Source organism: Aeromonas sp. FDAARGOS 1416 (assembly GCF_019048085.1).
In the GTDB taxonomy this organism is placed as follows: Bacteria; Pseudomonadota; Gammaproteobacteria; order Enterobacterales; family Aeromonadaceae; genus Aeromonas; species Aeromonas veronii.
Map to the genome: position 1 here is coordinate 1,510,917 of NZ_CP077301.1, position 24,546 is coordinate 1,535,462.

Sequence of the window (24,546 nt, forward strand, 5' to 3'; positions counted from 1 at the left end):
TGTTTGTTGGCATATCAAAGAGAATCGCAGATATGAAAAAAGGGCCCGCGGGCCCTTAGAAAAAATAGCGATGTTATCCACCAAACAGATGGTGGCTGACGATGAACAGGCCGCCGGAGAGCAGCATTGTCAGCGGCAGGGTCAGCACCCAGGCCATCAGGATGGTCTTGATAGTCTGGCTCTGCAGGCCGGATTTATTGGCAATCATGGTCCCCGCCACCGCAGAAGAGAGGATGTGGGTGGTGGACACCGGCATACCGGTCAGACTGGCGACCCCGATGGAGGTTGCAGCCGTAATCTGGGCCGCAATGCCCTGGCTGTAGGTCATGCCGGTGGTGCCGATCTTCTCGCCCACTGTATGAACGATACGACGCCAGCCCACCATGGTGCCACAACCGAGCGCCAGTGCGATGGAGACGATAACCCAAGTCGGTGCGTATTCAGCGGTCGCGGTCAGATCCTTGCGCCATTTGGCCAGATCGGTCAGCTCCTTGGCTGGCAGCGGCAGCTTGGCAGCCTTGCGGGCGGTGTCATCAATACAGAGCAGCAGACGACGCACTTCGCGGCGGTCAGTCAGGCTCATCTGATCATAAGTACGCACGGCACCCAGACGGGCATCCAGGGTGGCCATCGCCTGCAGCACGCCATCGGCGGAGCAGTGAGTCATCAGCTCTTCCTGAGCCGTTGCCGGTGCAGAGAAGTTGATGACTCCAGAGAGGGCAGACTGGTTGCGCTGGTAGATCTCCATGATGCGCTGGTTGGCATCCTGGGTCCGATCCAGGTCATAGGAGCGGCTGTTCATGTCCAGCGCGAAATAAGCGGGTGCCATGCAGATCAGCACCAGCATCACCAGACCGATCCCCTTCTGGCCATCGTTGGAGCCGTGCACGAAGCTGACGCCCATGGCCGAGGCCACCAGGGTAAGACGCGCCCAAAACGGCGGGTGCTTCTTGCCATCCACCAGCTGACGCTCTTCCGGTGTTTTGTGGATCTTGTTGCTGGTCCAGATGCGTTTCATCGCCAACAGCAGCAGTGCCGCGATGATGAAACCTATGGTGGGAGAGATGATGAGGGAAAGCATGATGTCGATCGCTTTGCCCACGTTGATCCCTTCTGTCACCGGTTTATGGGTGATCCAGGCATAGGCGCCGCCTACCCCCAGAATGGAACCGATCAAGGTATGTGAACTGGAGGCCGGGATCCCGAAGAACCAGGTGCCCAGGTTCCACACGATGGCGGAAAACAGCAAGGAGAAGACCATGATCAACCCTTGGGTGGAGTCCATCCCAAGCAGCAGGTCAATGGGCAGCAGATGGACAATGGCATAGGCCACACCCAGACCGCCGAACATGACGCCAAAAAAGTTGAAGATCCCCGATGCGACAACCGCCAGGTGAGCCGGCATCGCCTTGGTATAGATAACCGTAGCTACCGCGTTGGCGGTATCGTGAAAGCCGTTGATAAATTCATAGGCAAGCACAAAAAAAACGGCCAATACCAAACCGATTGACCACCACAAACCCAAACCACTAAACATTTCAAACATAAAAAAAAGCCTGTTTATGAGTTGCGGCGGATTATGCCAGATGGCGGCCAACACCATAGCCACCATTGAAATATTTCAGCCATAAAAAAAAAGAGCTTTTTGGAAAAAAATATCCTAGCGCCAGTCCTCATGCGGCTTGCCATCGATTAATTAAAGCCACCAATGATTGCGGGAAAGGGCAAAAATAGCTGACAATTAAGCCAATAATTTCATTTTTATGACGTTTTTATGACAAAAAACGGGCGAAAGTGGTGATAAAACGTCCCTGCCCCGCCAATCTCATCCGACCAGCACCATCAACCCCATATCCGTTTGATTCCAGATGCAAAAAGGGAGCACCTTGTGCTCCCTTGAATCGTTGCCGTGTTGCCAGTTATCAATCCTGATTGATACGACTGGCAACGGCGCCCTGCTGGCTCTTGTACTTGGCATTTTCCCGCTTGTTGTAGGGGCGGGCCGCGACGCCGGAGAGCATCTCGAAGTTCAAGGCGCCGATCTTCATCTTCGGACGCAGCGCCAGCGGCAGTTTACCGCCGTTGTAGAACTCCAGCACGATGCGACCGGACCAACCCGGATCGATCCGGTGCGCCGTCACGTGCACCATCAAACCCAGCCGCGCCAGTGAAGAGCGGCCATCCAGCCAGCCGACGATATCGGCAGGCAGGGTGACGGATTCGTAGGTCACCGCCAGCGCAAGCTGACCTGGGTGCAGGTAGAAGGCTTCGCCATCGGGGATGTGGATCTCGTCACTCATCACCCGATCGATGGCATCGGCCATCTCGCTGCTCGGGCCGCTCAGGTCGATATAGGGCGCGGTATGATCGCGAAACACCCGAAACTCGTTACCCAGCAGCACATCGACACTGACACCACTGATCCGCTCTACCCCGGGCCGTGGCTCAATGACGATCTTGCCTTCATCCAGATGGCGTTCAATATCGGTATCACACAGACGCATTGGGCGACTCTCCTGACAAATTGTGCTTTTAAAAAAGCCGGGCATCACCCGGCTTGTTTCATCTTAACCAATCAACATGTGGCGAATACGCGCCTTGAGCATGTCGATGGCGATGCGGTTCTTGCCACCACGGGGCACGATCACATCGGCATACTGTTTGGACGGCTCGATAAACTGCAGGAACATCGGACGCACCGTCTTCTGGTACTGCTTGAGCACGGAGTCCATGGTGCGGCCACGCTCCTGCACATCACGCACCAGACGGCGCAACAGGCAGATGTCGAGCGGGGTATCCATAAAGATGGAGGCATCCATCAGATCCCGCAGACGGCTGTCGGTCAGCAGCAGGATCCCTTCCAGAATGATCACCCGGCGCGGCGCAAACGGGGTCACTTCGTTCATCCGGGTGTGTTCGGTGTAGGAGTACTGGGGAATGGCAACCGCGTCACCTTTGACCAGCTGACTCAGGTGCTGTACCAGCAGGTCGTGATCCAGCGCGTTGGGGTGGTCATAGTTAGTCTTGACCCGCTCTTCCATGGTCAGGTGGGTCTGATCACGGTAGTAGCAATCTTCGGTGATCACACCAATCTGACCTGCGCCCAGTTCGGCCACCAGCTCTTCATAAATGGTCTGGGCTATAAGACTTTTGCCAGACGCAGATGCGCCCGCAATACCGATGATCACACACGAATGTTGAGTATCAGACATGACAAATACCTAAAAGAGAAGAGCAGTGGGGATGGTTTAAACCGATCCATTATATAAAAAAGGGTGGGTCATGCCCACCCTCAATTCCCTTTCAAGTGACCGACCGCCGATTATTCATCCAGCGCCATGGTATAGAGGGGGGTCGCAATCGGTTTTGCGCTGAAAAAGAGTTCAGCCCCTACCCTGCGCGCCAGCTTCAAATAGGCCTGAGCGAGGCTTCCTTCCGGTGCGCCGAACACCGTCGGACAGCCATCATCCATGTGTTGGCGGATATCGATGTGCAGCGGCAACTGGCCAAGCAGCGCCACTTGATACTGCTCTGCCATCTTCTGGCCGCCACCGGTACCAAACAGCGGCTCATGATGACCACAGGCGCTGCAAACGTGATAACTCATGTTCTCGATGATGCCGAGCACCGGCACATTGACCTTGTTGAACATGGCGATCCCCTTGCGAGCATCGGCCAGCGCCACATCTTGCGGGGTGGTGACGATCACAGCCGCCGACGTCGGCACCTGCTGAGCCATGGTGAGCTGGATATCGCCAGTGCCCGGCGGCATGTCTACCACCAGATAATCCACCTCGCCCCAACGGGTCTCATGGAGGATCTGCGCCAGCGCCTTGCTCGCCATCGGGCCACGCCAGATGGTGGCATCCTGCTCGGAGACCAGATAGCCGATGCTGTTGCTCTTGAGGCCGCAGGCCATCACCGGCTCCATCAGCTTGCCGTCATGGCTGACCGGGCGCTCTTTGAGGGTGCCCATCATGGTGGGAATGGAAGGGCCATAGATATCGGCATCGAGAATGGCGACCCGCGCCCCCTCTTTTTGCAGCGCAAGCGCCAGATTGACCGCGGTGGTGGATTTGCCCACCCCCCCCTTGCCGGAAGCAACGACGATGATGTTGCGAATGCCCTGCACGGCATTGAGGCCCTGCGCCCGCGGCATGCTGGCGACGTCAATCTCCAATGCCCAGTCGATGCGGGCGGCGCCGGTGGCGCTGCGCAGCCTGGCATCGTAGTTCTCTTTGAGCTGATCGAGCAGCGAGAGACCGGCAAACGGCAATACCAGCCGGATAGTAAGCCCCTGACCCTGATTGATGATCTCGCGAACGAATCCGGCATCCACCAGATCCTTGTGCCAGCCTGCTGGCTTAAATTCGGCGAGGATCTGTTTTACTGAATCAATCACCATTAACTCCTCATTATCTTGTCATTATCTTGAGGTGAACGGTTACCGCACACAAATCAGTGGCTTGCCTGCCATCGTAACAGCAGGTGCTGCCAAGGTTGGCATAGCCACAACCCTAGGCAGGCTACCCCCAATTCGGGTAACATGCACGGCACTCTATCATCCCAACAAGCACATCAAGAACGTAATATGGCAACTGATCCTCGTAAAATGCTGGTAACCTGCGCCCTCCCCTATGCCAATGGCTCCATCCATCTTGGCCACATGCTGGAACATATCCAGGCCGATATCTGGGTTCGTTATCAGCGAATGCGCGGTCATCAGGTGCACTTCATCTGTGCCGATGATGCCCACGGCACCCCGATCATGCTCAAGGCACAGCAAATGGGGATTACCCCGGAAGAGATGATTGCCGCTGTCTCCAAGGAGCACCAGGCCGATTTCGCCGGGTTCAACATCAGCTTTGACAACTATCACTCCACCCACAGCGACGAAAACCGCGAGCTGGCGGAGTTGATCTACGGCCGCCTGAAAAATGGTGGCTTTATCAAGAGCCGCACCATCTCCCAGCTGTTCGATCCGGAAAAATCCATGTTCCTGCCGGATCGTTTCGTCAAGGGTACCTGCCCCAAGTGCAAGTCTCCGGAGCAGTATGGCGACAACTGTGATAGCTGCGGCGCCACCTACAGCCCAACCGAGCTGATCGATCCGAAATCTGCCGTCTCCGGCGCGACTCCGGTAATGAAGGACTCCGAGCACTTCTTCTTCGACCTGCCGCAGTTTGAAAAATGGCTCTCTGAGTGGGTACGTGGCTCCGGCGCCATTCAGGAAGAGATGGCCAACAAGATGCAGGAGTGGTTCGAAAGCGGCTTGCAGCAGTGGGACATCACCCGTGATGCCCCCTACTTCGGGTTCGAAATCCCCGGAGCCCCGGGCAAGTATTTCTACGTCTGGCTCGATGCCCCCATCGGTTACATGGCCTCTTTCAAGAACCTGTGCAACAAGCGCGGCGACATCGACTTTGACAGCTACTGGAAAGCGGACTCCGACGCCGAGCTCTACCACTTCATCGGCAAGGACATCGCCTACTTCCACTGCCTGTTCTGGCCGTCCATGCTGGAAGGTGCCAACTTCCGCAAGCCGACCAAGGTCAACGTGCACGGCTATGTGACCGTCAACGGCGCCAAGATGTCCAAGTCCAAGGGCACCTTCATCAAGGCATCCACCTACCTGAACCATCTGGATCCGGAGTGCCTGCGTTACTACTACGCCGCCAAGCTCAACAGCCGCATCGATGATCTGGACCTGAACCTCGAAGATTTCGTGCAGCGGGTCAACGCTGACGTGGTCAACAAGTTGGTCAACCTTGCCTCCCGCAACGCCGGCTTTATCGCCAAGCGTTTTGGCGGCAAGCTGGCAGCAACCTGCGCCGAGCCCGAGCTCTACGCCGAATTCGCCAATGCCCGTACCGCCATTGCCGAAGCGTATGAGAGCCGCGAATTCAGCCGCGCCATCCGCGAAATCATGGCGCTAGCCGACAAGGCCAACCGCTATGTGGACGACAAGGCTCCCTGGGTTATCGCCAAGCAGGAAGGGGCTGACGCCGAGCTGCAGGCGGTCTGCTCTGTTGGCATCAACCTGTTCCGCGTGCTGATGGCCTACCTCAAGCCCGTCATGCCGCTGCTGGCCGAACGTGCCGAAACCTTCCTGGCCGAAACCCTCAGCTGGGATGGCATCGAGATGCCGCTGGTCGATCACACCGTTGCGCCGTTCAAGGCCCTCTTCTCCCGCATCGAGCCTGCGAAGATTGAAGCCATGATCGAGGCCTCCAAGGAAGACCTGGCCAAGGAGCAGGCACCGAAAGTGACCGGCCCCCTGGCTGATGACCCCATCAGCGAAACCATCACCTATGACGATTTTGCCAAGATTGACCTGCGCGTCGCGCTGATCAAGAAGGCTGAAGCGGTACCGGAAGCCGAGAAGCTGCTCAAGCTGCAACTGGATATCGGCGGCGAAACCCGTCAGGTGTTTGCCGGTATCAAGTCCGCCTACAACCCGGAAGATCTGGAAGGCAAGCTGACCGTGATGGTGGCCAACCTGGCGCCGCGCAAGATGCGTTTCGGCATGTCCGAAGGCATGGTGCTGGCCGCAGGCCCGGGCGGCAAGGATCTCTGGATCCTGGAGCCGCAAGAAGGCGCCCAGCCTGGCATGCGCGTCAAGTAAGCACATCGCTGACTGCGACCACAGCCAGATAGAAAAGAGAGGCCAAACGGCCTCTCTTTTTTTATCTCACCTGTTTGGCTTGGATAGTTTTTGTAGATGCTGGTCGCGGTTGGCTTTCGTAGATTGCGGTCTCGGGGCTATCCACAACCGGGATTCGCGGTCGATACATTTTGTTCTGAATACCTGACCAGCCGACTTGGCATGTCATCCACGTTGTGGCCTGCCTGCATCGCCAGTTTAAGCGCCACCAGCTCCGCCTGCTGGCAGTCCAGTTGACGCAAACGGGCAGTGATCTTCCCCTTCAACTGCTGCCGCAGTTTCATCTGCTTGTGGGTGCCCTCCTGCTCTGCTCGCAACCTCCGCCGCCATTGACGCCAATCCTGCAACTGACCGAGTCGCTCCTGCCAGTGAGTCAGGGTGCTCAACCAGCCGGGATCTCCACTCCCCAGATCCAGCAACAGTTCTACGCCATAACGGGCCTGCTTGATCTCGAGGCGCAGCCGATGCCAGCGGCGCAACTGTTGCTGACGGGAGCTGGCAGACTTCCCAACGCAGGGAATAGGTTCATCGAGAGCGCTCTGCGCCTCATCAAGGCGCAGGGCAAGATGCTGCTGATAGAGCGATGCCAATGCACGCGCATCCGGCACCTGCGCCACCGCTGCAAGCCAGCGGGCCAGTCGCCGCGACAACAGGGGCACGCGACAGGCCGATTTGTGGGTATTACCAGTGCTGGCAGGCGGCTTGCCAAAACGCTCGGCGTAGACCTGCGCATCCCGCAGCGCCGAGAGCCGCCCGACCGAGCGCAGCAGACGCTGCTCCAGCTCGGGATGATAGGTGAGTGGCCGCCACAGGGCGAGCAGCGCCAGCAAGCGGCGCGCCGCGATACGGTAGCCATGCACGGCCGGTTCGCTGGCCTCTTCGCGCACCGCTCGCGCCGCCTCCTGATAACGGGCGACCCAGCTTGTTGCCTGAGTCAGCAACAGACTTTCCTTGTCAGCGTCCATCTCGTCCCCGCCCCTTCAGTTGGTGTGAAAGCCCTGGCCGGTGGGCGGCAGCGCCTCTTCATACTCCATCCGGGTCACCCGGGCGGTGCGCGGGCCATGTTCCAGCCAACCCAGCATCATCTGCACCCCCTGTGCGGGGCCGCTGATGAGGATCTCCACCGAGCCATCCTCCAGGTTGTAGGCATGGCCCCGCAAACCCAGTTGCAGCGCCCGCTCACGGGTGAAATAGCGAAATCCCACCCCCTGCACCTGCCCCCACACCCGAATGACAAACGATTGCTCTCCCATTTCTCACACCTTCCGCTTAAGAAAAAAATTCCCGAGACGATAATGTGCCCGACACTCTATCTCTGCAGGATGCAGCTCCATTATGAAAGAAGTTAAATTCCGGTGGGTTGACCGCTATCTCATTCACCTCACCATCAGTGAAAAATTCCATATCGCGTTCTGGTTACCTCTCTTCATCATCGCCTTTCTCAGCTGGTATATGCTGGCGGCCTGCCATCAGCAGGAGATCTCCCTGCGGGTAGCGCAGTTGCAGCAACGGGTCGAGACCACAGCGCAGCTGGTCAGCCAGCAGCCCACTCTGGTGTTGCCTGCTGATCTGCGTCTGACCCGGCAAGGCAGCAGCGGGTTGCAGCAGCAAGGAGATCACTACCTCTTTAGCGCGCCAGCGGGTCAGGCGGGCTACGTCACCGGTGATCTCGATACCGGCAACCTCTCCATGTGGGAGGGTCAGGGCTCGACCCTGCTCCTCATCGGCGCGCTGGCCGCCCTGATGGCGCTGGTGATCCACTACATGATGACCTTTGTCTCCGGTGCGCTCTACTCCACCAACAAGGCGCTGCAAACCGTGGCGGGCGGGGATCTCACCTTCCGACTCAACTTCTTCCCGGTGCGGGACGAGTTCTCCACCCTGGCGGGTAGCATCGACCGCTTTACCGACCGCCAGCACCAGATCGTCAAACTGGTGGAGGAGTCTGCCGAAGCGCTGACCATGGCCGCCGATGAGTTTCGTGACCATGCACGCGAAGGCGAGACCATGGCGCGTTCCCAGCGCCAGCACATGGATTCACTGGCCACTGCCATGGAGCAGATGTCAGCCGCCATTCGCGAAGTGGCGCGCAATGCCAACGACACCCTGCAACAAACCCGCCAGTCGAGCGAAGAGGCAGCCAATGGCGCCAACCGGGTAGCCCGCACCATCGAAGCGATCCGCACCCTGGCCGACGAAATTGGCAACGCCTCCGGCGCGGTCGAGCGGCTCACCCACAACGCCAACCGGATCAACGAGGTGGTCAACGTCATCAACGCCATCTCCCAGCAGACCAACTTGTTGGCCCTCAACGCCGCTATCGAAGCGGCACGGGCCGGTGAGCAGGGTCGCGGCTTTGCGGTGGTAGCTGATGAAGTGCGTACCCTCGCCAGCCGTACCCAGCAGGCGACGGTGGAGATCAAGCAGATGATCGAAGAGCTGCAGACCGGTACCGGCGCGCTGAACGAGATCATGGAGAAAACCGTGGGGCGCGCCGCCAGCAGCCAGCAGCTCATCAGCGAAGTGGGGCTCGATATCGAAAAGTTGAGCAACCACAGCGATGCGGTGCTAGAGATGAGCACCCAGATCGCCACCTCCAGCGAGGAGCAGAGCTCGGTCGCCGCCGAGATCACCCACAATCTGGATCAGGTACGCCATGAAGCGGCGCAGGTAGAAGAATCCGCCAGCGCCTCGGTAGCCGGTACGCAGGGGCTTAAAGCCACCGCCAGCGAACTGACCCAGGCACTCAAGGGGATTAAGCTCTGACCGTATGAGGTGTCAGATCAGGGCAACCCCATCCATTACACAGGGTTGTTTGAGTTTTACCTGCGGGCCACATAGAATGTGGCCCCTTTTCTTTCTACCATCGGCAAACATCCATGAGCGCTTCCATCTATCTCGTCAAAGGCCGCGAAAAATCCCTGCTGCGTCGCCACCCCTGGATCTTCTCCAAGGGGATTGAGCGAGTTCAGGGCAACCCCATTGACGGCGATACCGTCGAGATCTATGCCAACGATGGCAAGTGGCTCGCCCGTGGCGCCTGGTCAGGCAGCTCCCAGATCCGAGCCCGGGTCTGGACCTTCGACAAGGATGAGACCGTCGATCTCGACTTCTTTATCCGTCGCCTCAAATATGCGCAAGAGTCTCGCGATCCGCTGATCAAGCGTCAGGGCCTCACCGGCTATCGCCTCTGCGCCGCCGAATCCGACGGCCTGCCGGGTCTGACCATCGACCGTTATGCCGATTTTCTGGTGTGCCAGATCCTCTCTGCCGGTGCCGAGTTCCAGCGCGAGCTGATAACGCAAGCACTGCGTACCCTCTACCCAGAGTGCAGCATCTATGAGCGCTCCGACGTGGCGGTACGCAAGAAGGAAGGGCTGAAAGAGCGCACCGGCGTCATTTATGGCGAGACCCCGAACGAACCGGTGGTCATCGAAGAGAATGGTGGCGTCAAGATCCTGGTAGACATTCGTAACGGCCATAAAACCGGCTTCTATCTGGATCAGCGGGATAACCGTCAGGCTGCTGCCAAGTACACCGAAGGCAAGCGGGTGCTCAACTGCTTCTGCTACACCGGCGGTTTTGGCGTTTATGCTCTCAAGGGCGGCGCCAAGGAAGTGGTCAACGTCGATCTCTCCCAAAATGCGCTGGATATCGCCCGCCAGAATGCCGAGCTGAACGGGCTGGATACCAGCAACACCCAGTTTGTCCGTCACGACGTGTTCAAGCTGCTGCGTGAATACCGCGAGAAGGGCGAGAAGTTCGATGTCATCGTGCTGGATCCGCCCAAGTTTGCCGAGAGCAAGGCCCAGCTGCTGGGTGCCTGCCGCGGCTACAAGGACATCAACATGCTGGCGTTCCAGCTGCTGGCACCGGGTGGCGTGCTCTTGACCTACTCCTGCTCCGGCCTGATGGAGCAGAGTCTGTTCCAGAAGATCGTTGCTGATGCGGCGCTCGATGCCGGTCGCGATGCCCAGATCCTGGAGCTGCTCTCCCAGGCCTCCGATCACCCTATCGGTACCGCCTATCCGGAAGGCTTCTACCTCAAGGGTCTGGTGGTGCGCGCCCGCTGATCGGCAACCACCCTCTCCTTGTGATCAATCAGGCCCCTCGCGGGCCTGATTGTTTTGCCCGCGCCGTATAGGCCTGAATGACCACCCTCTCTGCTTTATTGGTGTTTCCTCTCCTCCTCTTTCCCTACCTGCTCTCCACGGCTTCTCTGTTTAAATTTCTTTGCACAAAAGCTGCACATTTATGATTCAAATCACATCCGTATGACTCTCTTTTCCGTAGTGTGATCCCGCCTGCGGCAGCCAAGCTGGGGCAACCGTCCCATCAGGATTGATGGACGGTACAACAACAAAAATCGATGTCAGGCCAAGCTGAACATCACAAGGGATCCCGTTATGAATCAATCATTGCCGCTGTTAACGCCGCTGCGGGGCATCGCTGCCCTGATGGTGGTGCTGTTCCATGCCCGATTATTGCTCTTTCCCCAGTGGATGGAGTCAATCGCAGGCCACACCCAGCTCATCGAGAATGGCTACCTCTGGGTCGACTTGTTCTTTATTTTGAGCGGCGTGGTGCTGGCCAATGTCTATGGCGAGGCCTTCACCCGCACGCCCCGTACCGTGAGCTATGGCCGTTTTCTCTGGCTGCGGCTGACCCGCGTCTACCCCCTCTACCTGGTGACCCTGCTGTTGCTGGTTGGCTGGGAGCTTTACAAGGCGCAGCACGGGGTGGTCTTCTACGCTGGCCCCCTGTTCAAAATGTGGGAGTGGGAAGGGATGCCCCCCTTCGGCTCCCCCTTCACCCCGGCCGAGGCGCTGCCGAGCGCCTTCCTGCTGCTGCAGGTGGTAACCGATCACGGGCTGACCTGGAACTTCGCCGCCTGGTCGCTCAGCGTGGAGTGGATCAGCTACCTGCTGTTCCCGCTGCTTATTCCGCTGGCGGTCACCCGTAGTCGCTGGAGCCATCTCGTCCCCCTGCTGGCGCTGACGGTGCTGGCCTTTATCGTACACAGTCGCGGCACCCTGGATGTCACCAGCGGGGCACTGGCGGTGGGACGCGGGGTAAGTGAATTTGTGCTCGGCCTCTGGCTGCTGCCAAGGGTCAAGGCTGCGAAAGGCATGCCCATGATGAAGCGGGATCTGCCGCTCTTGATCGCCTTTGTGCTGCCCTTCGCGCTGATGCAGTTCACCATGACGCCGCAGCTGACCCTGCTGCTGATCGCCTCCTACGTGCTGCTGATCTGGATTGCCGCCTGCCAAGGCGATCGCCAAAGCCCGCTGCTGCACCTCCTGGATAACCGCTTCACCAACTGGCTGGGAGATCTCTCCTACTCCATCTACCTGCTCCATGTGCTGGTGCTGCTCACCGGGTGCGAGCTTATCCACTATCTGGCGCCGGGGCTCACCGAGTGGTGGTATGCCCAAACCAACCCGCTGCTGGGGGTAGTGGCAACCTTGCTGATGCTGGCGGTGCTGATCGGCCTCTCGGCGTTGAGCTACAACCTGCTGGAGCGACCACTACAACGGCGCCTGCGCCGCTGGGGCAAGGCTCGCCAGCCGGTGCTGGAGCAAGCCGGCTAATCTGCTTTAGCCAGCTGATTGCCCCGCAGAGGTTAAGCCAACCTCTGCGGGGCAACTCCACGATTTCTCTTCACCCCTGCCGATAACTGAGCGGCTCACGCCAGAGCCCTCCTCCCTAACCCTCCACCCGCCAATCCCCTTCGCTTTGTGTGAATTCCTGTTCGAACCGGAAGGGGCATTTGTGGCATAATGCCCTGTCCTGTGGCCCTTGGCGGGGCTGTGTTGGCGCATCTGTCGCCTCTTCTTCCCCGTCCTACCCGGCAGCCCTGCGTGACTGCCTGACATCACTGCTTCCAGAAGCAGCCAAGGCCACCTATTTTTGCGGCTCTTTACATGACGGTAGATGGCCGCGCATTGACCAAGATGGCTCCCGCAGAGCCTCTGCACACGGTGCACAAACAAGGGGTAAGTATGTCTTCCATTCGTCTGACCCAATACAGCCACGGCGCTGGCTGTGGCTGCAAAATCTCTCCCAAGGTGCTCGACACCATTCTCAAGAGCCAGATCCCGGGCTTCAACGACCCGACCCTGATCGTTGGCAACAGCAGCAAAGATGACGCGGCCGTGGTCGATATCGGCAACGGTCAGGGCATTGTCTCCACCACCGACTTCTTCATGCCCATCGTCGATGACCCCTTCACCTTTGGCCGCATCGCCGCCACTAACGCCATCAGCGATATCTATGCCATGGGCGGCAAGCCCATCGTCGCCATCGCCATCCTCGGCTGGCCCATCAATACCCTGCCCGCCGAAGTGGCCCAGCAGGTGATCGACGGCGGCCGTCAGGTGTGCCATGAAGCGGGGATTTCGCTGGCCGGTGGCCACAGTATCGATGCCCCCGAGCCCATCTTCGGCCTCGCGGTGACCGGTATCGTGCCCCTTGACGCCATCAAGCAGAACGATACCGCCAAGGTGGGTGACACCCTCTATCTGACCAAGCCCCTTGGTATCGGTATCCTCACCACCGCCCAGAAGAAGGGCAAGCTCAAGCCCGAACACGAGCAACTGGCCCCCAACGCCATGTGCACCCTCAACAAGATCGGTCAACGCTTTGCCGAGCTGCCGGGTGTCCACGCCATGACCGACGTCACCGGCTTTGGTCTGGCCGGTCACCTGCTGGAGATGTGCGAAGGATCCAATGTCAGCGCCCGCCTCGACTTCAAGGCACTGCCACTGCTTGATGAGGTGGATTACTACCTCGCCGAGGGCTGCGTACCGGGCGGGACCCTGCGCAACCACGACTCCTACGGCCACAAGCTGGATGCCATGGACGATCGCACCCGTAACATCATGTGCGATCCGCAAACCAGTGGCGGCCTGCTGGTCGCAGTGGGTAAAGAGAGCGAAGCCGAGCTGCTCGCCATCGCGCACGAAGCTGGCCTTGCGCTCTCGCCCATCGGCCAGATCAAACCCCTTGAGGGCTCCCGCTTTATCGAGATTGTCCAATGAATGAATTGCCACTGGCCACGGACTACGCCGAACTCTTTTTGGACGATGTGCCGTTGATTGATGTGCGCGCCCCCATCGAGTTCAAGGAGGGGGCCTTCCCTTGCTCGACCAGCCTGCCCTTGATGACAGACGATGAGCGCGCCCAGGTGGGGACCTGCTTCAAGAAGCAGGGTCAGGCCGCCGCCATTGAGCTTGGACACAAGCTGGTGGGGGGAGCAGTACGGGCCGAGCGACTCGAAGGCTGGCTGGCGCAGTTGCGCAAGCAGCCCGATGCCGTGCTCTACTGCTTTCGCGGCGGCCTGCGCTCGCAAACCGTACAACAGTGGCTGGCTGATGCCGGGGTGACTCGCCCCCGCGTCGCCGGTGGCTACAAGGAGCTGCGCCGCTTCCTGATCGACACCCAGGACAAGGCCTCTGCCGAGTGTCACTGGAGCGTGCTGACCGGCATGACCGGCTCCGGCAAGACCCATATGCTCGATCAGGTGACCCAGGCGGTGGATCTGGAGGGGCACGCCCATCACAGGGGCTCCTCCTTCGGTCAACTGCCCGGCGGCCAGCCCAGCAACATCAATTTTGAAAATAACCTCGCCATCGAGCTGCTCAAGCGCCGCCATCAGGGCGAGCATGCCTTCGTGGTCGAGGACGAGAGCCGCCTGATTGGCCGCTGCTGTCTGCCCCTCTCCCTCCATGAGGCCATGAGTCAGGCGCCGCTGGTGGTGGTAGATGTTCCGCAAATCGATCGGGCCGAGCAGATCCGCGAAGATTACGTGCACGATCTCTGGCTGCGCTATCAAGCCATGTATGGCCAAGAAGAGGGATGGCCACTGTTTGCAGCCTACCTCACCGATGCGCTGGCCCGCCTCAAGCGCCGTCTCGGCGATCAGGCCCACCGCGAGCTGGATGCCCTGATGCAGACTGCCCTCACCGAGCAGGAAAAGAGCGGCGATACCGCGCTGCATCTGGCCTGGATCACGTTGCTGCTGACCCGCTACTACGACCCCATGTATCTCTATCAGCTTGGCAACAAGCAGGAACGCATCGTGTTTCGCGGTGACAAGCAGGCCTGTCTCAACTATTTCGCCGAGCAGCATGCCAGCGCACTGCGTGGCTGACCCATCCCAAGAGAGGAACTCTATGTTGAAATTCGAGGTGATCCCGGTCACCCAGTTCGCCCAGAACTGCTCCCTCATCTGGTGTGACGAGACCCATCAGGCGGCCCTGATCGATCCAGGCGGCGAAGCGGACAAACTGCTGGCTGCCATCACCAAACGCGGCCTGACCCTGACCCATATCCTGCTGACCCACGGTCATCTTGATCACGTCGGTGCCGCCGCCGAGTTGCGGGAAAAAACCGGCGTCGCCATCACCGGCCCCCATAAGGAAGACGCCTTCTGGCTCGACATGCTACCCCAGCAGAGCCAGATGTTCGGCTTCGCCCATACCCCCGCCTTCACGCCGGATCGCTGGCTTGAGCAGGGTGACAAGGTGCAGCTTGGCCAGTGCGAGCTGGATGTCTACTTCTGCCCCGGCCACACCCCGGGCCATATCGTGCTGCTCTCTCAAGCCGAGCAGCTCGCCTGGGTTGGCGACGTGCTCTTTGCTGGCAGCATCGGCCGCACCGACTTCCCCCGTGGCGATCACGCGACCCTGATTAAGTCGATCACCGAAACCCTGCTGCCGCTGGGTGACGAGATCGTCTTTATCCCGGGCCACGGCCCCAGCTCCACCTTCGGCCGCGAGAAGGCGAGCAACCCCTACCTGACCCAGCCTATCTGGTGATCAAAAAAGGCAGCGGTGTTCCGCTGCCTTTTTCACTCTTCCCCTATTCCCGCTGATACATGCCAAATTGATCGCTTGGCCAGATCGGCCACCCCATCATTGCCTCTCTCTGAATCTCGTCCAATAAAAAATCCCCACCCGAGGGTGAGGATTGATTTATAGGTGCAACCGTCTGGTGGCTTATTGTGCCAGCAGGTGACCGACCAGCTCATGACGCCACCCTTGCAGCAGCATCGGCTTGTCGCTGCGGGCCCGCTCTTCGTCGTTCATCCGCCAGCTCCAGGTGAAGTACTGGTGAATGATCTTCTTGCTGGCAATCAGCTCGGGCGGAATATTGCTCACCTTGGCCTTCTCTTCCACCAGTGCCTTGATCCGCTTGAGCTCGGTCTTGTACTGGGGGAAGTCCACCAGCCGACGAATGGGCTCGGGCCAGCTGTCCGGATCGCTCTGCTGCGCCTTGGCGACGATATCGAGCATCCGCTTGCCGTGGATCTTGATCTCGATGGGCGAGAGGCCGAGCTCGTTGAGATCCCGCAGGGAGGCAGGACGACGCTCCGCCACCTTGAACAGGTGCAGCTCTTTCACCACAAAATTGAGGGCCAGGTCCCGGCGCACCGCCTCTTGCTGGCGCCAGGCGGCCAGCTCGCGCAGAATGGCGAGCTCGCGGCGACCCAGTTGCCAGGCGTTGACGATATCAAGATAAGCCTGACGGGGATCGCTACCCTGAGTCTTGCGGGCGGAATGGTTTTGGCACTCCTGCTCGAACCAGGCAAACTTGCCGCTTTCCCGCAGTTTGGCCATCACCTTCTCGTAGAGCGGCATCAGGTAGAAGACATCCGCTGCCGCGTATTCGAGCTGACGCGGTGTAAGCGGGCGGGCCAGCCAGTCGGTGCGCGCTTGATCTTTTTCCAGCTCGACCCCGAGGAATTCATTCACCAGCGCCCCAAAGCCGACCGAGACGCCGTAACCGAGAAAGGCGGTAGCCAGCTGGGTGTCGTGCATCTGGTTGGGCAGGTGGCCCGCCTGATGCTGGATAAGCTCCAGATCTTCGCCAGAGGCGTGCAGGATGGCGATCTGCCCTTCCCGGCCCAGTCGCTGCCAGAGGGCGGAGAGATCCAGGGTGAGCGGATCCAGCAGCGCCAGATGCTCGCCGTCATAGATCTGGAACAGGCCAAGCTGGGGATAGTAGGTACGGGTGCGAACGAATTCAGTATCGATAGCCAGGGGAACGTCGGCCAGAGAAGCGAGATACTGCTCAAGTTCGGCTTGCTGAGTGATAAGTTGATAGTGCATCTGTGCCTGCGCGGTTGATCAGGGCCAAAAAGAAAAAACCGTGGGATGACCCACGGTTCTGCATAACGACGGTGCTGGTTTGCAGAAAATTCTGCAGCTGCAGTCCGGTTATTGCTTGGCAATCTCCTCGTCGCGCAGTACGCGGCGCAGGATCTTGCCCACATTGGTCTTGGGAAGTTCGTCACGAAATTCTACCAGTTTCGGCACCTTATAGGCAGTCAGATGTTTGCGGCAGTGGGCAATAATCTCGTCCTCCTGCAATTTTGCATCTTTCTTGACCACAAAGATCTTCACCAGCTCGCCGGAGACCTTGTGCGGCACACCCACGGCGGCCACTTCCAGCACTTTCGGGTGCAAGGCAACGACATCTTCGATCTCGTTCGGATAGACGTTGAAACCGGAGACCAGGATCATGTCCTTCTTGCGGTCAACGATCTTGAAGAAGCCCTGCTCATCGCACACCGCGATATCACCGGTACAGAGCCAGCCATCCTGCATCACTTCGGCGGTCGCCTCGGGGCGCTGCCAGTAGCCCACCATCACCTGCGGGCCGCGCACCTGCATCTCGCCCGGGGTGCCGAGGGCGTGGATCACCTGACCGCTGTCATCTACCAGCCGGATCTCGGTAGAGCAGACCGGCAGACCGATGGAACCGTTGTAGTCACTCAGGTCGTAGGGGCAGACGCTCACCAGTGGTGAACACTCGGTCAGGCCATAGCCTTCCAGCAGCGGGGTATCGGTCAGCGTCTTCCACTTCTCCGCAACCGCGCGCTGCACCGCCATGCCGCCACCGATGGTCAGCTTGAGCTTGTCAAAGGCGATCCCCTGAAATTCTTCATTGTTGACCAGCGCATTGAACAGGGTGTTGACCCCGGTAATGCAGGTGAAGGGGTACTTCTTGATCTCTTTGACAAAGCCCGGGATGTCGCGCGGGTTGCTGATCAGCAGGTTGTAACCGCCGATACGCATAAAGAGCAGGCAGTTCACGGTCAGGGCGAAGACGTGATAGAGCGGCAGCGCGGTGACCACGAACTCCTTGCCGCGTTCCAGCATGGGGCCGTAGACGCCGAGGCACTGCTCGACGTTGGCAATCATGTTGCGATGAGTCAGCATGGCCCCTTTGGAGAGGCCGGTGGTGCCACCGGTGTACTGCAGGAAGGCGAGATCGTCGTTGGTGATCTCCGGCTTGATGTACTGCAGGAAACGCCCCTTGGAAAGTGCCTGACGCATAGTAGTGGCGTGGGGCAGATTGTATTTCGGCACCAGCTTCTTGACGTACTTGACCACGAAGTTGACCAGGGTGCCCTTGGCCAGCCCCAGGTTGTCCCCCATCCGGGTCAGGATAACGTGCTTGATCGGGGTGTCATAGACCACCTTTTCCAGGGTATGGGCAAAGTTGGAGACGATGACGATGGCCTTGGCACCGGAATCTTTGAGCTGATGCTCCAGCTCGCGCGGGGTATAGAGCGGGTTGACGTTGACCACTATCATGCCGGCGCGCAGGATGCCGAACACGGCGATGGGATATTGCAGCAGGTTAGGCATCATCACCGCAACCCGATCCCCTTTCTCCAGCTTCAGCTCGTTTTGCAGGTAGGCAGCAAAGGCGCGGGACTGCTCTTCCAGTCGGCGGTAGGTGATGGTTTGGCCCATGTTGACGAAGGCGGGCTGATCGGCAAACTGGGTCACCGAGGATTCGAACATCTCGACCAGGGAGCTGTATTGGTCTGGATTGATCTCGGCGGGGACCCCTTCCGGATAACGTTTCAGCCAGACTTTTTCCACAAACTTCTCCTGCATAACTAGCACCTGTGCGCTCACTGTGTTGCCTCCGTCCCGGTTCACATCCATTTTAATCGGTTGTTTTAAGCTGATGCTCTAATGCCGCCCATATTTACACAGCGCAACATCAATTAACAGCAAATTAACAACAGAAAAATGTGAGGGAGAAAACAAACCTGGAATTATTGAAAGCTGGCGATTCTACCGAACTTGACAAAACTTTACGATACAAACGGCCGTATCAACCGAATTTTCCATATGAAAATGGTGGTTTCCACCCAATATGACCCGCTCGATCTGCTGGAAGGCATCCTGACGGGCCTGCCATTGGGCTTCAAGTGCAGCAAAGCCCTGCTCCCCCTGAATCAACAGCACAGGACAGCGGATAGCCGTAATCAGTGCCCGGGCTTGTCCTTCGCTCATTCTCAGAGGCGACAGATCCCGCAAGCGGGGGTCGCTGCGCCAGTGCCAGCGCCCTGCCCTCATCTCAAGCTGCCGTTCACAGATAAGACGCGCCGCCTGCGGCGTGATATCCGCCACTTTGCAACGGGCGGCGACAGCCTCATCGATGGAAGCAAAGCCGTTGGCACTGCGCTCCCGGGTGCGACTGCGGTTTAAAATCGCACGTCGCAGCTGGGCAGGTACCTCCTCATCGGGTTGGCTCAGCGGCCCCAGCCCCTCCAGCATGATCAACCGCTCCACCTGCTCGGGAAATACCCCGGCATAGGCCGAGGCGATCAACGCCCCGAGGGAGTGACCGAGCAGAGTGAAGCGCGACCACCCTGCCGCCAGCACGATCTGGTAGAGATCGTCCAGCCAGTCGACAAAGACATAAGGGGTGGTTTTGTGATCGGAGTGACCATGTCCCGGCAGATCGACACAGATGAGGTGAAAATCCCCCAGATGCAGTGCCAGCGGCAAGAAGCTTGCACTGTTGTCGAGCCAGCCATGCAAAGCGATCAGCAGGGGTTTGCCCTGCTGAGTCTGATCCGCGAGTTGATTCTCAAGCAGGGCAACCTGCCGACCATCTGCCAAGGTGAGCAGACGTTCGTGCAGAGTGCTTTTGATGCTCTTGATCATGGCAAGCCTTAGCGACGCAGCGGCCGTCTCGGCCAGAAGGGATCATAGAAGGGGTCGTAGAAGTAGGGGTCCATGTAGCGCACCTCCACCTCCTTGACTGGCGGCCACAGCTTGCTGCCCGTCACATTGAGCACAGAGAAGCGGTACTTGTGCTCGCCAATCTGGCTATCAACCGGTTGGCCTATGGTGCCAAGCACTGTCAGGCTGCGCCCCTTGGCGTAGAGGGTCGGATCGACAAAACCCTTCATGATGGCCAGAAAACGGCCCGGGCTCTGCTCGGTCTGCTCCGGCACACCGTTGGACTTGAGCGGCAGATAGACCACTTCAATAACGCTCTGATCCGCCTTGTTGTGCACCGCCGAGATAACGCCGCTCCAGCGGGCCGGTTTGCCCTCCATTCCGCCAAGGGCGGGCTGATAGGCCACCAGCTGGTTTTCTGGCTCATAGGCCAGCTCCTTGGGGACCGAGCTGCAGGCCCCGAGCAGCAGAGCCAGCGCCCCGACCACCATAGTGCGTTTCATCATGTCGCTTCTGGTATTACGCATCATGTCACTCTCCTGTTGCCGGCGTGGCCCGTCGGGCCATCCGCTTTTATTGCAGCTGATGAGCGGCAAGAGCGACATGACGTCAGTGCTCCTGCCCTTATTCGCGACCCGGCAGTTTTTTCCAGGTCACCTTGTCACGCAAATAGACCGGCGTTGCTTGTTCAACCGGTACCGCCTCCCCCGCCAGCCAGGCGGCGCGGGCCAGCGGCAACATGTCTTCTGCCGCCGGGAAGCGCACCTGACTCACCGCCAGCTCATCGGCCAGACCACTCAGGGTCTCGCCATAGGTCTCAAAACCGGTGCCGACGCAGGTCACCTGACCCGCCAGCTTGCCACGGGCGTCAACCAGTGCCGCGGGCTCGCTCACCACCTCGTCGCCCACCAGTTGCATGCGGCCATCGATCAGCTCATAGCGGCCGAAATAGACCTCGTTCATCCGCGCATCGATGGCGGTCAGCACCTGCTCGGCGCCATCCAGTCGATAGGCGCCTTGCGCCATGGCGGCCAGGGTCGAGATGCCAATCAGCGGCACACTCGCACCAAACGCCAGACCTTGCGCCACACTGATGCCGATCCGCACGCCAGTAAAGGAGCCCGGGCCGCGACCGAACGCAATGGCATCAAGGTCACTCAAACTTATCCCGGCATCCTCTAACACAGCCTGAACCATGGGCAGGATTTTTCGGGTGTGATCCCGTGGCGCCTCCTCCCAGCGGGAGAACAGCTTGTCACCCACCAGCAAGGCGGCGGAGCAGGCTTCGGTGGCGGTATCAACGGCCAGGATCTTCAACTCGTTCATGCTTTCCAATCTCTATAAAATCAGTCAATTACATAACCGGCAAGCGAGATATGCTCACCCGTTGTTCAAATCTGTTATCTGGCGGCACACTTATTCACCGCGTTCAGTGCGATCGAAAAAACTCCCCAACGTGCCCAACTCCCGGGTGCGAGGGATGGCGGGCAGACTCTTGATAAAAGTGGCGCCATAAGGTTTGTTGACCATTCGGGGATCACAGATAACCAGCACCCCGTGATCACTGCGATCACGAATAAGCCGTCCTACCCCCTGCTTAAGGGCAATCACCGCCTTGGGCAACTGCAGCTCGGCGAAGGGATCCCCCCCCTTGAGCTTGCAATCATCCACCCGCGCCTTGAGCAGCGGATCATCGGGGCTGGCAAACGGCAGTTTGTCGATGATAACACACGACAACGCCGCCCCTCTCACGTCGATCCCCTCCCAGAAGCTGCTGGTCGCCACCAGCACGGCACGGCCATTCTCGACAAACTCCTTGAGCAACCGTTGCTTGTTGTCCTCCCCCTGCAACAAGACGGTGCGGCCAATCTCCCGGCGCAGCACCTCGGCCACCTGGCGCATCACCTGATGGCTGGTGCAGAGGAAGAAACAGCCCCCCGGCGTTTTGTTGATGAGGGGGATCATCAGATTGGCCAGCTGCTCGCCACGGCCAAAGGCGTTGGGTTCCGGCAGATAGCGGGGCACACAGAGCCGCGCCTGCTCGCCATAGTCGAACGGGCTGTCGAGGATCAGCTCGGCGCTGCCCGCCAGCCCCAGCTCGGCCTTGAAGTGATCAAACCGCATATCCACCGTCAAGGTGGCGGAGGTGAAGACCCAGGCCACCTCCGGTCTTTGCACCTCGGCACTGAATCGCTCGGCCACCGACAGCGGCGTCAGATTGAGGGTGAAATGAAGCCGTGAGCAGTCGTACCAGTAGGAGAAACCGGTCTGGTTAACCGCCAGCACTTCACCCAGGCGGGTGCGCAGTTCACTGATCCGCTCGAAGGCATGATCCAGCTGCTCGCCCCGGCCGAGAGCCAGTTTCAGCACCTCGTAGCAGAGTCCGATGGCATCGTTGAGACGAGCCAAAGCCTGCCCCCAGAGCGGCTGGCGCAGCATGTCGCGGGTATTGCCGCGACCGCCATCCACCCCGAAGGCGAGACGCAAGTCCTGACTGGCGATAGCGAGCCGGTCCGCCGCCTTGCCGAGCTGGGCCATGTCGTGCGCCTCTGCCCGATAGGCCAGCTGGATATCCTGCGCCAGATCCTGAATCGTTCGGCTGCCTACCGACTTGCCGAAGTAGTTGGTGGCGATCTCCGGCAGCTGGTGCGCCTCGTCAAAGACATAGACTTGCGCTTCGGGCACCAACTCACCAAATCCGGTGTCTTTCACCGCCATATCGGCGAAGAAGAGGTGATGGTTGATCACCACCACCTGGGCATCCATGGCGCGGCGTCGAGCCACCACCAGATGGCAGTCGTCGTAATAGGGGCAGTCGAGGCCGAGGCAATTGTCGTTGGTGCTGGTGACGTGGGCGAGGATCTCGGCGTTCTCTTGCAATCCTGGAATATCCCCCACATCGCCGTTATCAGTGGCGGTGGACCAGGATTTGACCTTCACCAGATCGTTCAGGATTTCAGGCTTTTGCAGATGGGATTCGCTCAAGAGCCGGTTCATCCGCTCAATGCAGAGATAGTTGCTGCGCCCCTTGAGCAGGGCCACCGGCGGGGTGTAGGAGAGCGCGCCGGTGATGGTCGGGAGATCCCGATAGAAGAGCTGCTCCTGCAGGTTCTTGGAGCCGGTACTGATCACCACCCGCTTGCCGGACTCCAGCGCAGGCACCAGATAGGCATAGGTCTTGCCGGTACCGGTTCCTGCCTCAACCAGCAGACGGCCACCACTCTTGATGGCGCGCGCGACCGCTTCGGCCATCTCCAGTTGGGGAGCGCGGGCTTTGAAACCGTCGATATGGCTGGCCAGAGGGCCATCTGGCTTGAACAGGGTCTGGATGGTCAAAAGGGCGTCCCGCAGCAAAAGCGGCCATTATGCCAAAAGCGCGGCAAAAGCGGGACAGATAATCTGCCTAGACGAACAGATCGATCTGATGCTCGAGATCCGGCTTGTGATCGCCTTCCTCCGCCTTGGGCTGATCACGCTTGGCGGGCGTGCTATACGCCTGCTGGCGCTGCTGGGAGTCACTGTTGTCAGTGCTGGTCTTGCGCAGCTGGTGCTTCTTGCTGATCTGGTTCACTTCCCGCTTGATCTCTTCGCTGCCGGGCGCAGCAGGCGCCCGGGGCAAAATGGGGAACAACAGGTCCTGGCTGGGCATGATGGCTACTCCTGCAGGGGTTATTGTCTAGTTATCGACCAGAAAACCGTTTTCGCCACTTTAATCGATCAAATCACGATTTCGGGTTGCATTTTCTGTCAAGGCAGGTAGTTTAAATCAGGCGTCAATTACGACATTTGATTTTGTAAAGGATTGATTACATGAAGTTCACCACCCTGAAGACTCATCACCACCATCATCATCCCGACTAGTCTTTCAGGAGGTTGACTGCTGGAAGACACTTAACTGGTGACTTCCAAAAGGACCGCAAGATTCATAAACCCTCGGAAGCACCCACTTCCGAGGGTTTTTTCGTTTTTGACTAGAAGGAAATCGAGCAAATGGAAACACAACGTCTGCGTATCGCCATGCAAAAGTCCGGTCGTCTTAGCCAGGACTCCCAAGCCCTGTTCAAGAGCTGTGGCCTCAAGATCAACCTGCGCGAACAGCGCCTTATCGCCCATGTCGAGAACATGCCCATCGATATCCTGCGGGTGCGTGATGACGACATCCCGGGTCTGGTGATGGAAGGGGTGGTCGACCTTGGCATCATCGGCGAAAACGTGCTGGAAGAGGTGCAGCTTATTCGTGCCTCCCAAGGCCTCCCCTTCGAGGTCAAAACCCTCAAGCAGCTGGACTTTGGTGGCTGCCGCCTCTCGCTGGCGGTGCCGGAAGATGTGAACTACACAGGGCCAGCGAGCCTTGCAGGCAAACGCATCGCCACCTCCTATCCCGGGCTGCTCAAGCGCTTCTTCGACGAAAAGGGTCTCGGCTTCAAGAGCGTGATGCTGGGCGGCTCGGTGGAAGTGGCACCCCGCGCGGGTCTCGCCGATGCCATCTGCGATCTGGTCTCCACCGGCGCGACCCTGGAAGCTAACGGCCTGAAAGAGGTGGAGGTGATCTACCGCTCCAAGGCGGTACTGGTACAGGCCCCCAACCCCTTGTCCGATGCCAAGCAGAAGCTCATCGACAAACTGCTGCCCCGCATTCAAGGGATGCAGCAGGCGCGCGAGAGCAAGTACATCATGCTGCACGCCCCCAAAGACAAGCTCGATGCCATCACCGATCTGCTGCCGGGTGCCGAGCGCCCCACCATCATGCAACTGGCCGGTGACACCAATCAGGTGGCGCTGCACGTCGTCTCCAGCGAGACCCTGTTCTGGGAGACCATGGAGCAGCTCAAGGCTCTGGGTGCCAGCTCCATTCTGGTGCTGCCCATCGAAAAAATGATGGAATAAGGA

21 protein-coding genes and 1 other annotated feature are annotated in these 24,546 nt (G+C 59.1%); of the genes, 8 read left to right on the top strand and 13 right to left on the bottom strand.

Annotated features, from left to right (window positions below; all coding sequences use genetic code 11):
- Positions 1–73: 73 nt before the first annotated feature.
- The 4 genes from I6L46_RS06710 to apbC all read right to left on the bottom strand — a co-directional run bounded on the left by I6L46_RS06710 (position 74) and on the right by apbC (position 4,405).
- Positions 74–1,546 carry an inorganic phosphate transporter gene (locus I6L46_RS06710; protein WP_201995598.1) on the bottom strand — a complete coding sequence of 491 codons (1,473 nt, stop codon included), beginning with the start codon at positions 1,544–1,546 and terminating at the stop codon, positions 74–76.
- Positions 1,547–1,922: 376 nt separating this feature from the next.
- The gene (gene dcd / locus I6L46_RS06715) at positions 1,923–2,504 is read right to left on the bottom strand and encodes a dCTP deaminase (protein WP_005336719.1); all 582 of its coding nucleotides are present in this window, start codon (positions 2,502–2,504) and stop codon (positions 1,923–1,925) included.
- Between the two features lie 63 nt (positions 2,505–2,567).
- Positions 2,568–3,212: a uridine kinase gene (gene udk / locus I6L46_RS06720; RefSeq protein ID WP_005352133.1), complete on the bottom strand. Its 645-nt coding sequence runs from the start codon at positions 3,210–3,212 to the stop codon at positions 2,568–2,570.
- 110 nt (positions 3,213–3,322) lie between these two features.
- Positions 3,323–4,405, bottom strand: coding sequence for an iron-sulfur cluster carrier protein ApbC (gene apbC, locus I6L46_RS06725; protein WP_204383191.1), 1,083 nt, complete (start codon positions 4,403–4,405; stop codon positions 3,323–3,325).
- A gap of 186 nt (positions 4,406–4,591) precedes the next feature.
- On the opposite strand from apbC, the gene metG reads away from it, so the two are divergent.
- Positions 4,592–6,625 (top strand): methionine--tRNA ligase, encoded by a 2,034-nt coding sequence (metG, locus tag I6L46_RS06730; protein WP_216977702.1) that lies wholly within the window; start codon positions 4,592–4,594, stop codon positions 6,623–6,625.
- A 137-nt stretch (positions 6,626–6,762) separates the two neighbouring features.
- On the opposite strand, the gene I6L46_RS06735 is transcribed toward metG, so the two are convergent.
- Positions 6,763–7,629, bottom strand: a complete 867-nt coding sequence (locus tag I6L46_RS06735) for a CHAD domain-containing protein (RefSeq protein ID WP_216977703.1) — start codon at positions 7,627–7,629, stop codon at positions 6,763–6,765.
- Positions 7,630–7,644: 15 nt separating this feature from the next.
- Positions 7,645–7,917: an acylphosphatase gene (locus I6L46_RS06740; protein WP_005345583.1), complete on the bottom strand. Its 273-nt coding sequence runs from the start codon at positions 7,915–7,917 to the stop codon at positions 7,645–7,647.
- 82 nt (positions 7,918–7,999) lie between these two features.
- On the opposite strand from I6L46_RS06740, the gene I6L46_RS06745 reads away from it, so the two are divergent.
- The 6 genes from I6L46_RS06745 to I6L46_RS06770 all read left to right on the top strand — a co-directional run bounded on the left by I6L46_RS06745 (position 8,000) and on the right by I6L46_RS06770 (position 15,483).
- Complete coding sequence (locus I6L46_RS06745; protein WP_216977704.1) at positions 8,000–9,430, top strand: methyl-accepting chemotaxis protein; 1,431 nt, start codon at positions 8,000–8,002, stop codon at positions 9,428–9,430.
- Positions 9,431–9,543: 113 nt separating this feature from the next.
- Positions 9,544–10,737: a class I SAM-dependent methyltransferase gene (locus I6L46_RS06750; RefSeq protein ID WP_005336736.1), complete on the top strand. Its 1,194-nt coding sequence runs from the start codon at positions 9,544–9,546 to the stop codon at positions 10,735–10,737.
- 333 nt (positions 10,738–11,070) lie between these two features.
- Positions 11,071–12,255: an acyltransferase gene (locus I6L46_RS06755; RefSeq protein ID WP_216977705.1), complete on the top strand. Its 1,185-nt coding sequence runs from the start codon at positions 11,071–11,073 to the stop codon at positions 12,253–12,255.
- A gap of 411 nt (positions 12,256–12,666) precedes the next feature.
- A complete protein-coding gene (gene selD, locus I6L46_RS06760; protein WP_216977706.1) occupies positions 12,667–13,704 on the top strand; it encodes a selenide, water dikinase SelD in 1,038 nt (345 codons plus the stop codon).
- The gene (gene mnmH / locus I6L46_RS06765; protein WP_216977707.1) at positions 13,701–14,816 is read left to right on the top strand and encodes a tRNA 2-selenouridine(34) synthase MnmH; all 1,116 of its coding nucleotides are present in this window, start codon (positions 13,701–13,703) and stop codon (positions 14,814–14,816) included. Before selD ends, mnmH begins: the two co-directional genes overlap by 4 nt.
- A 22-nt stretch (positions 14,817–14,838) precedes the next feature.
- The gene (locus I6L46_RS06770) at positions 14,839–15,483 is read left to right on the top strand and encodes an MBL fold metallo-hydrolase (protein ID WP_204479335.1); all 645 of its coding nucleotides are present in this window, start codon (positions 14,839–14,841) and stop codon (positions 15,481–15,483) included.
- A 180-nt stretch (positions 15,484–15,663) separates the two neighbouring features.
- Here the strand turns inward: I6L46_RS06770 and rnd are convergent, their stop codons facing one another.
- From rnd to I6L46_RS06805, 7 genes are all read right to left on the bottom strand, one after another.
- Positions 15,664–16,776, bottom strand: coding sequence for a ribonuclease D (gene rnd / locus I6L46_RS06775; RefSeq protein WP_216977708.1), 1,113 nt, complete (start codon positions 16,774–16,776; stop codon positions 15,664–15,666).
- Positions 16,777–16,884: 108 nt separating this feature from the next.
- Positions 16,885–18,561 (bottom strand): long-chain-fatty-acid--CoA ligase FadD, encoded by a 1,677-nt coding sequence (gene fadD, locus I6L46_RS06780; protein ID WP_201910965.1) that lies wholly within the window; start codon positions 18,559–18,561, stop codon positions 16,885–16,887.
- 198 nt (positions 18,562–18,759) lie between these two features.
- Positions 18,760–19,638: an alpha/beta fold hydrolase gene (locus tag I6L46_RS06785; RefSeq protein ID WP_216977710.1), complete on the bottom strand. Its 879-nt coding sequence runs from the start codon at positions 19,636–19,638 to the stop codon at positions 18,760–18,762.
- An 8-nt stretch (positions 19,639–19,646) separates the two neighbouring features.
- Positions 19,647–20,162 (bottom strand): Slp family lipoprotein, encoded by a 516-nt coding sequence (locus I6L46_RS06790; protein WP_019446435.1) that lies wholly within the window; start codon positions 20,160–20,162, stop codon positions 19,647–19,649.
- Between the two features lie 118 nt (positions 20,163–20,280).
- Positions 20,281–20,982 (bottom strand): tRNA (adenosine(37)-N6)-threonylcarbamoyltransferase complex dimerization subunit type 1 TsaB, encoded by a 702-nt coding sequence (gene tsaB / locus I6L46_RS06795; protein WP_216977711.1) that lies wholly within the window; start codon positions 20,980–20,982, stop codon positions 20,281–20,283.
- Positions 20,983–21,072: 90 nt separating this feature from the next.
- On the bottom strand, positions 21,073–22,992 hold the full coding sequence (locus tag I6L46_RS06800) for an ATP-dependent DNA helicase (protein ID WP_216977712.1): 1,920 nt from the start codon (positions 22,990–22,992) through the stop codon (positions 21,073–21,075).
- 67 nt (positions 22,993–23,059) lie between these two features.
- The gene (locus I6L46_RS06805) at positions 23,060–23,305 is read right to left on the bottom strand and encodes a hypothetical protein (RefSeq protein WP_216977713.1); all 246 of its coding nucleotides are present in this window, start codon (positions 23,303–23,305) and stop codon (positions 23,060–23,062) included.
- Positions 23,306–23,492: 187 nt separating this feature from the next.
- Positions 23,493–23,617: a sequence feature (His leader region), on the top strand.
- A gap of 29 nt (positions 23,618–23,646) precedes the next feature.
- On the opposite strand from I6L46_RS06805, the gene hisG reads away from it, so the two are divergent.
- Entirely contained in the window at positions 23,647–24,543 is an 897-nt protein-coding gene (gene hisG / locus I6L46_RS06810) for an ATP phosphoribosyltransferase (protein WP_005345626.1), read from the top strand.
- Positions 24,544–24,546: the final 3 nt, after the last annotated feature.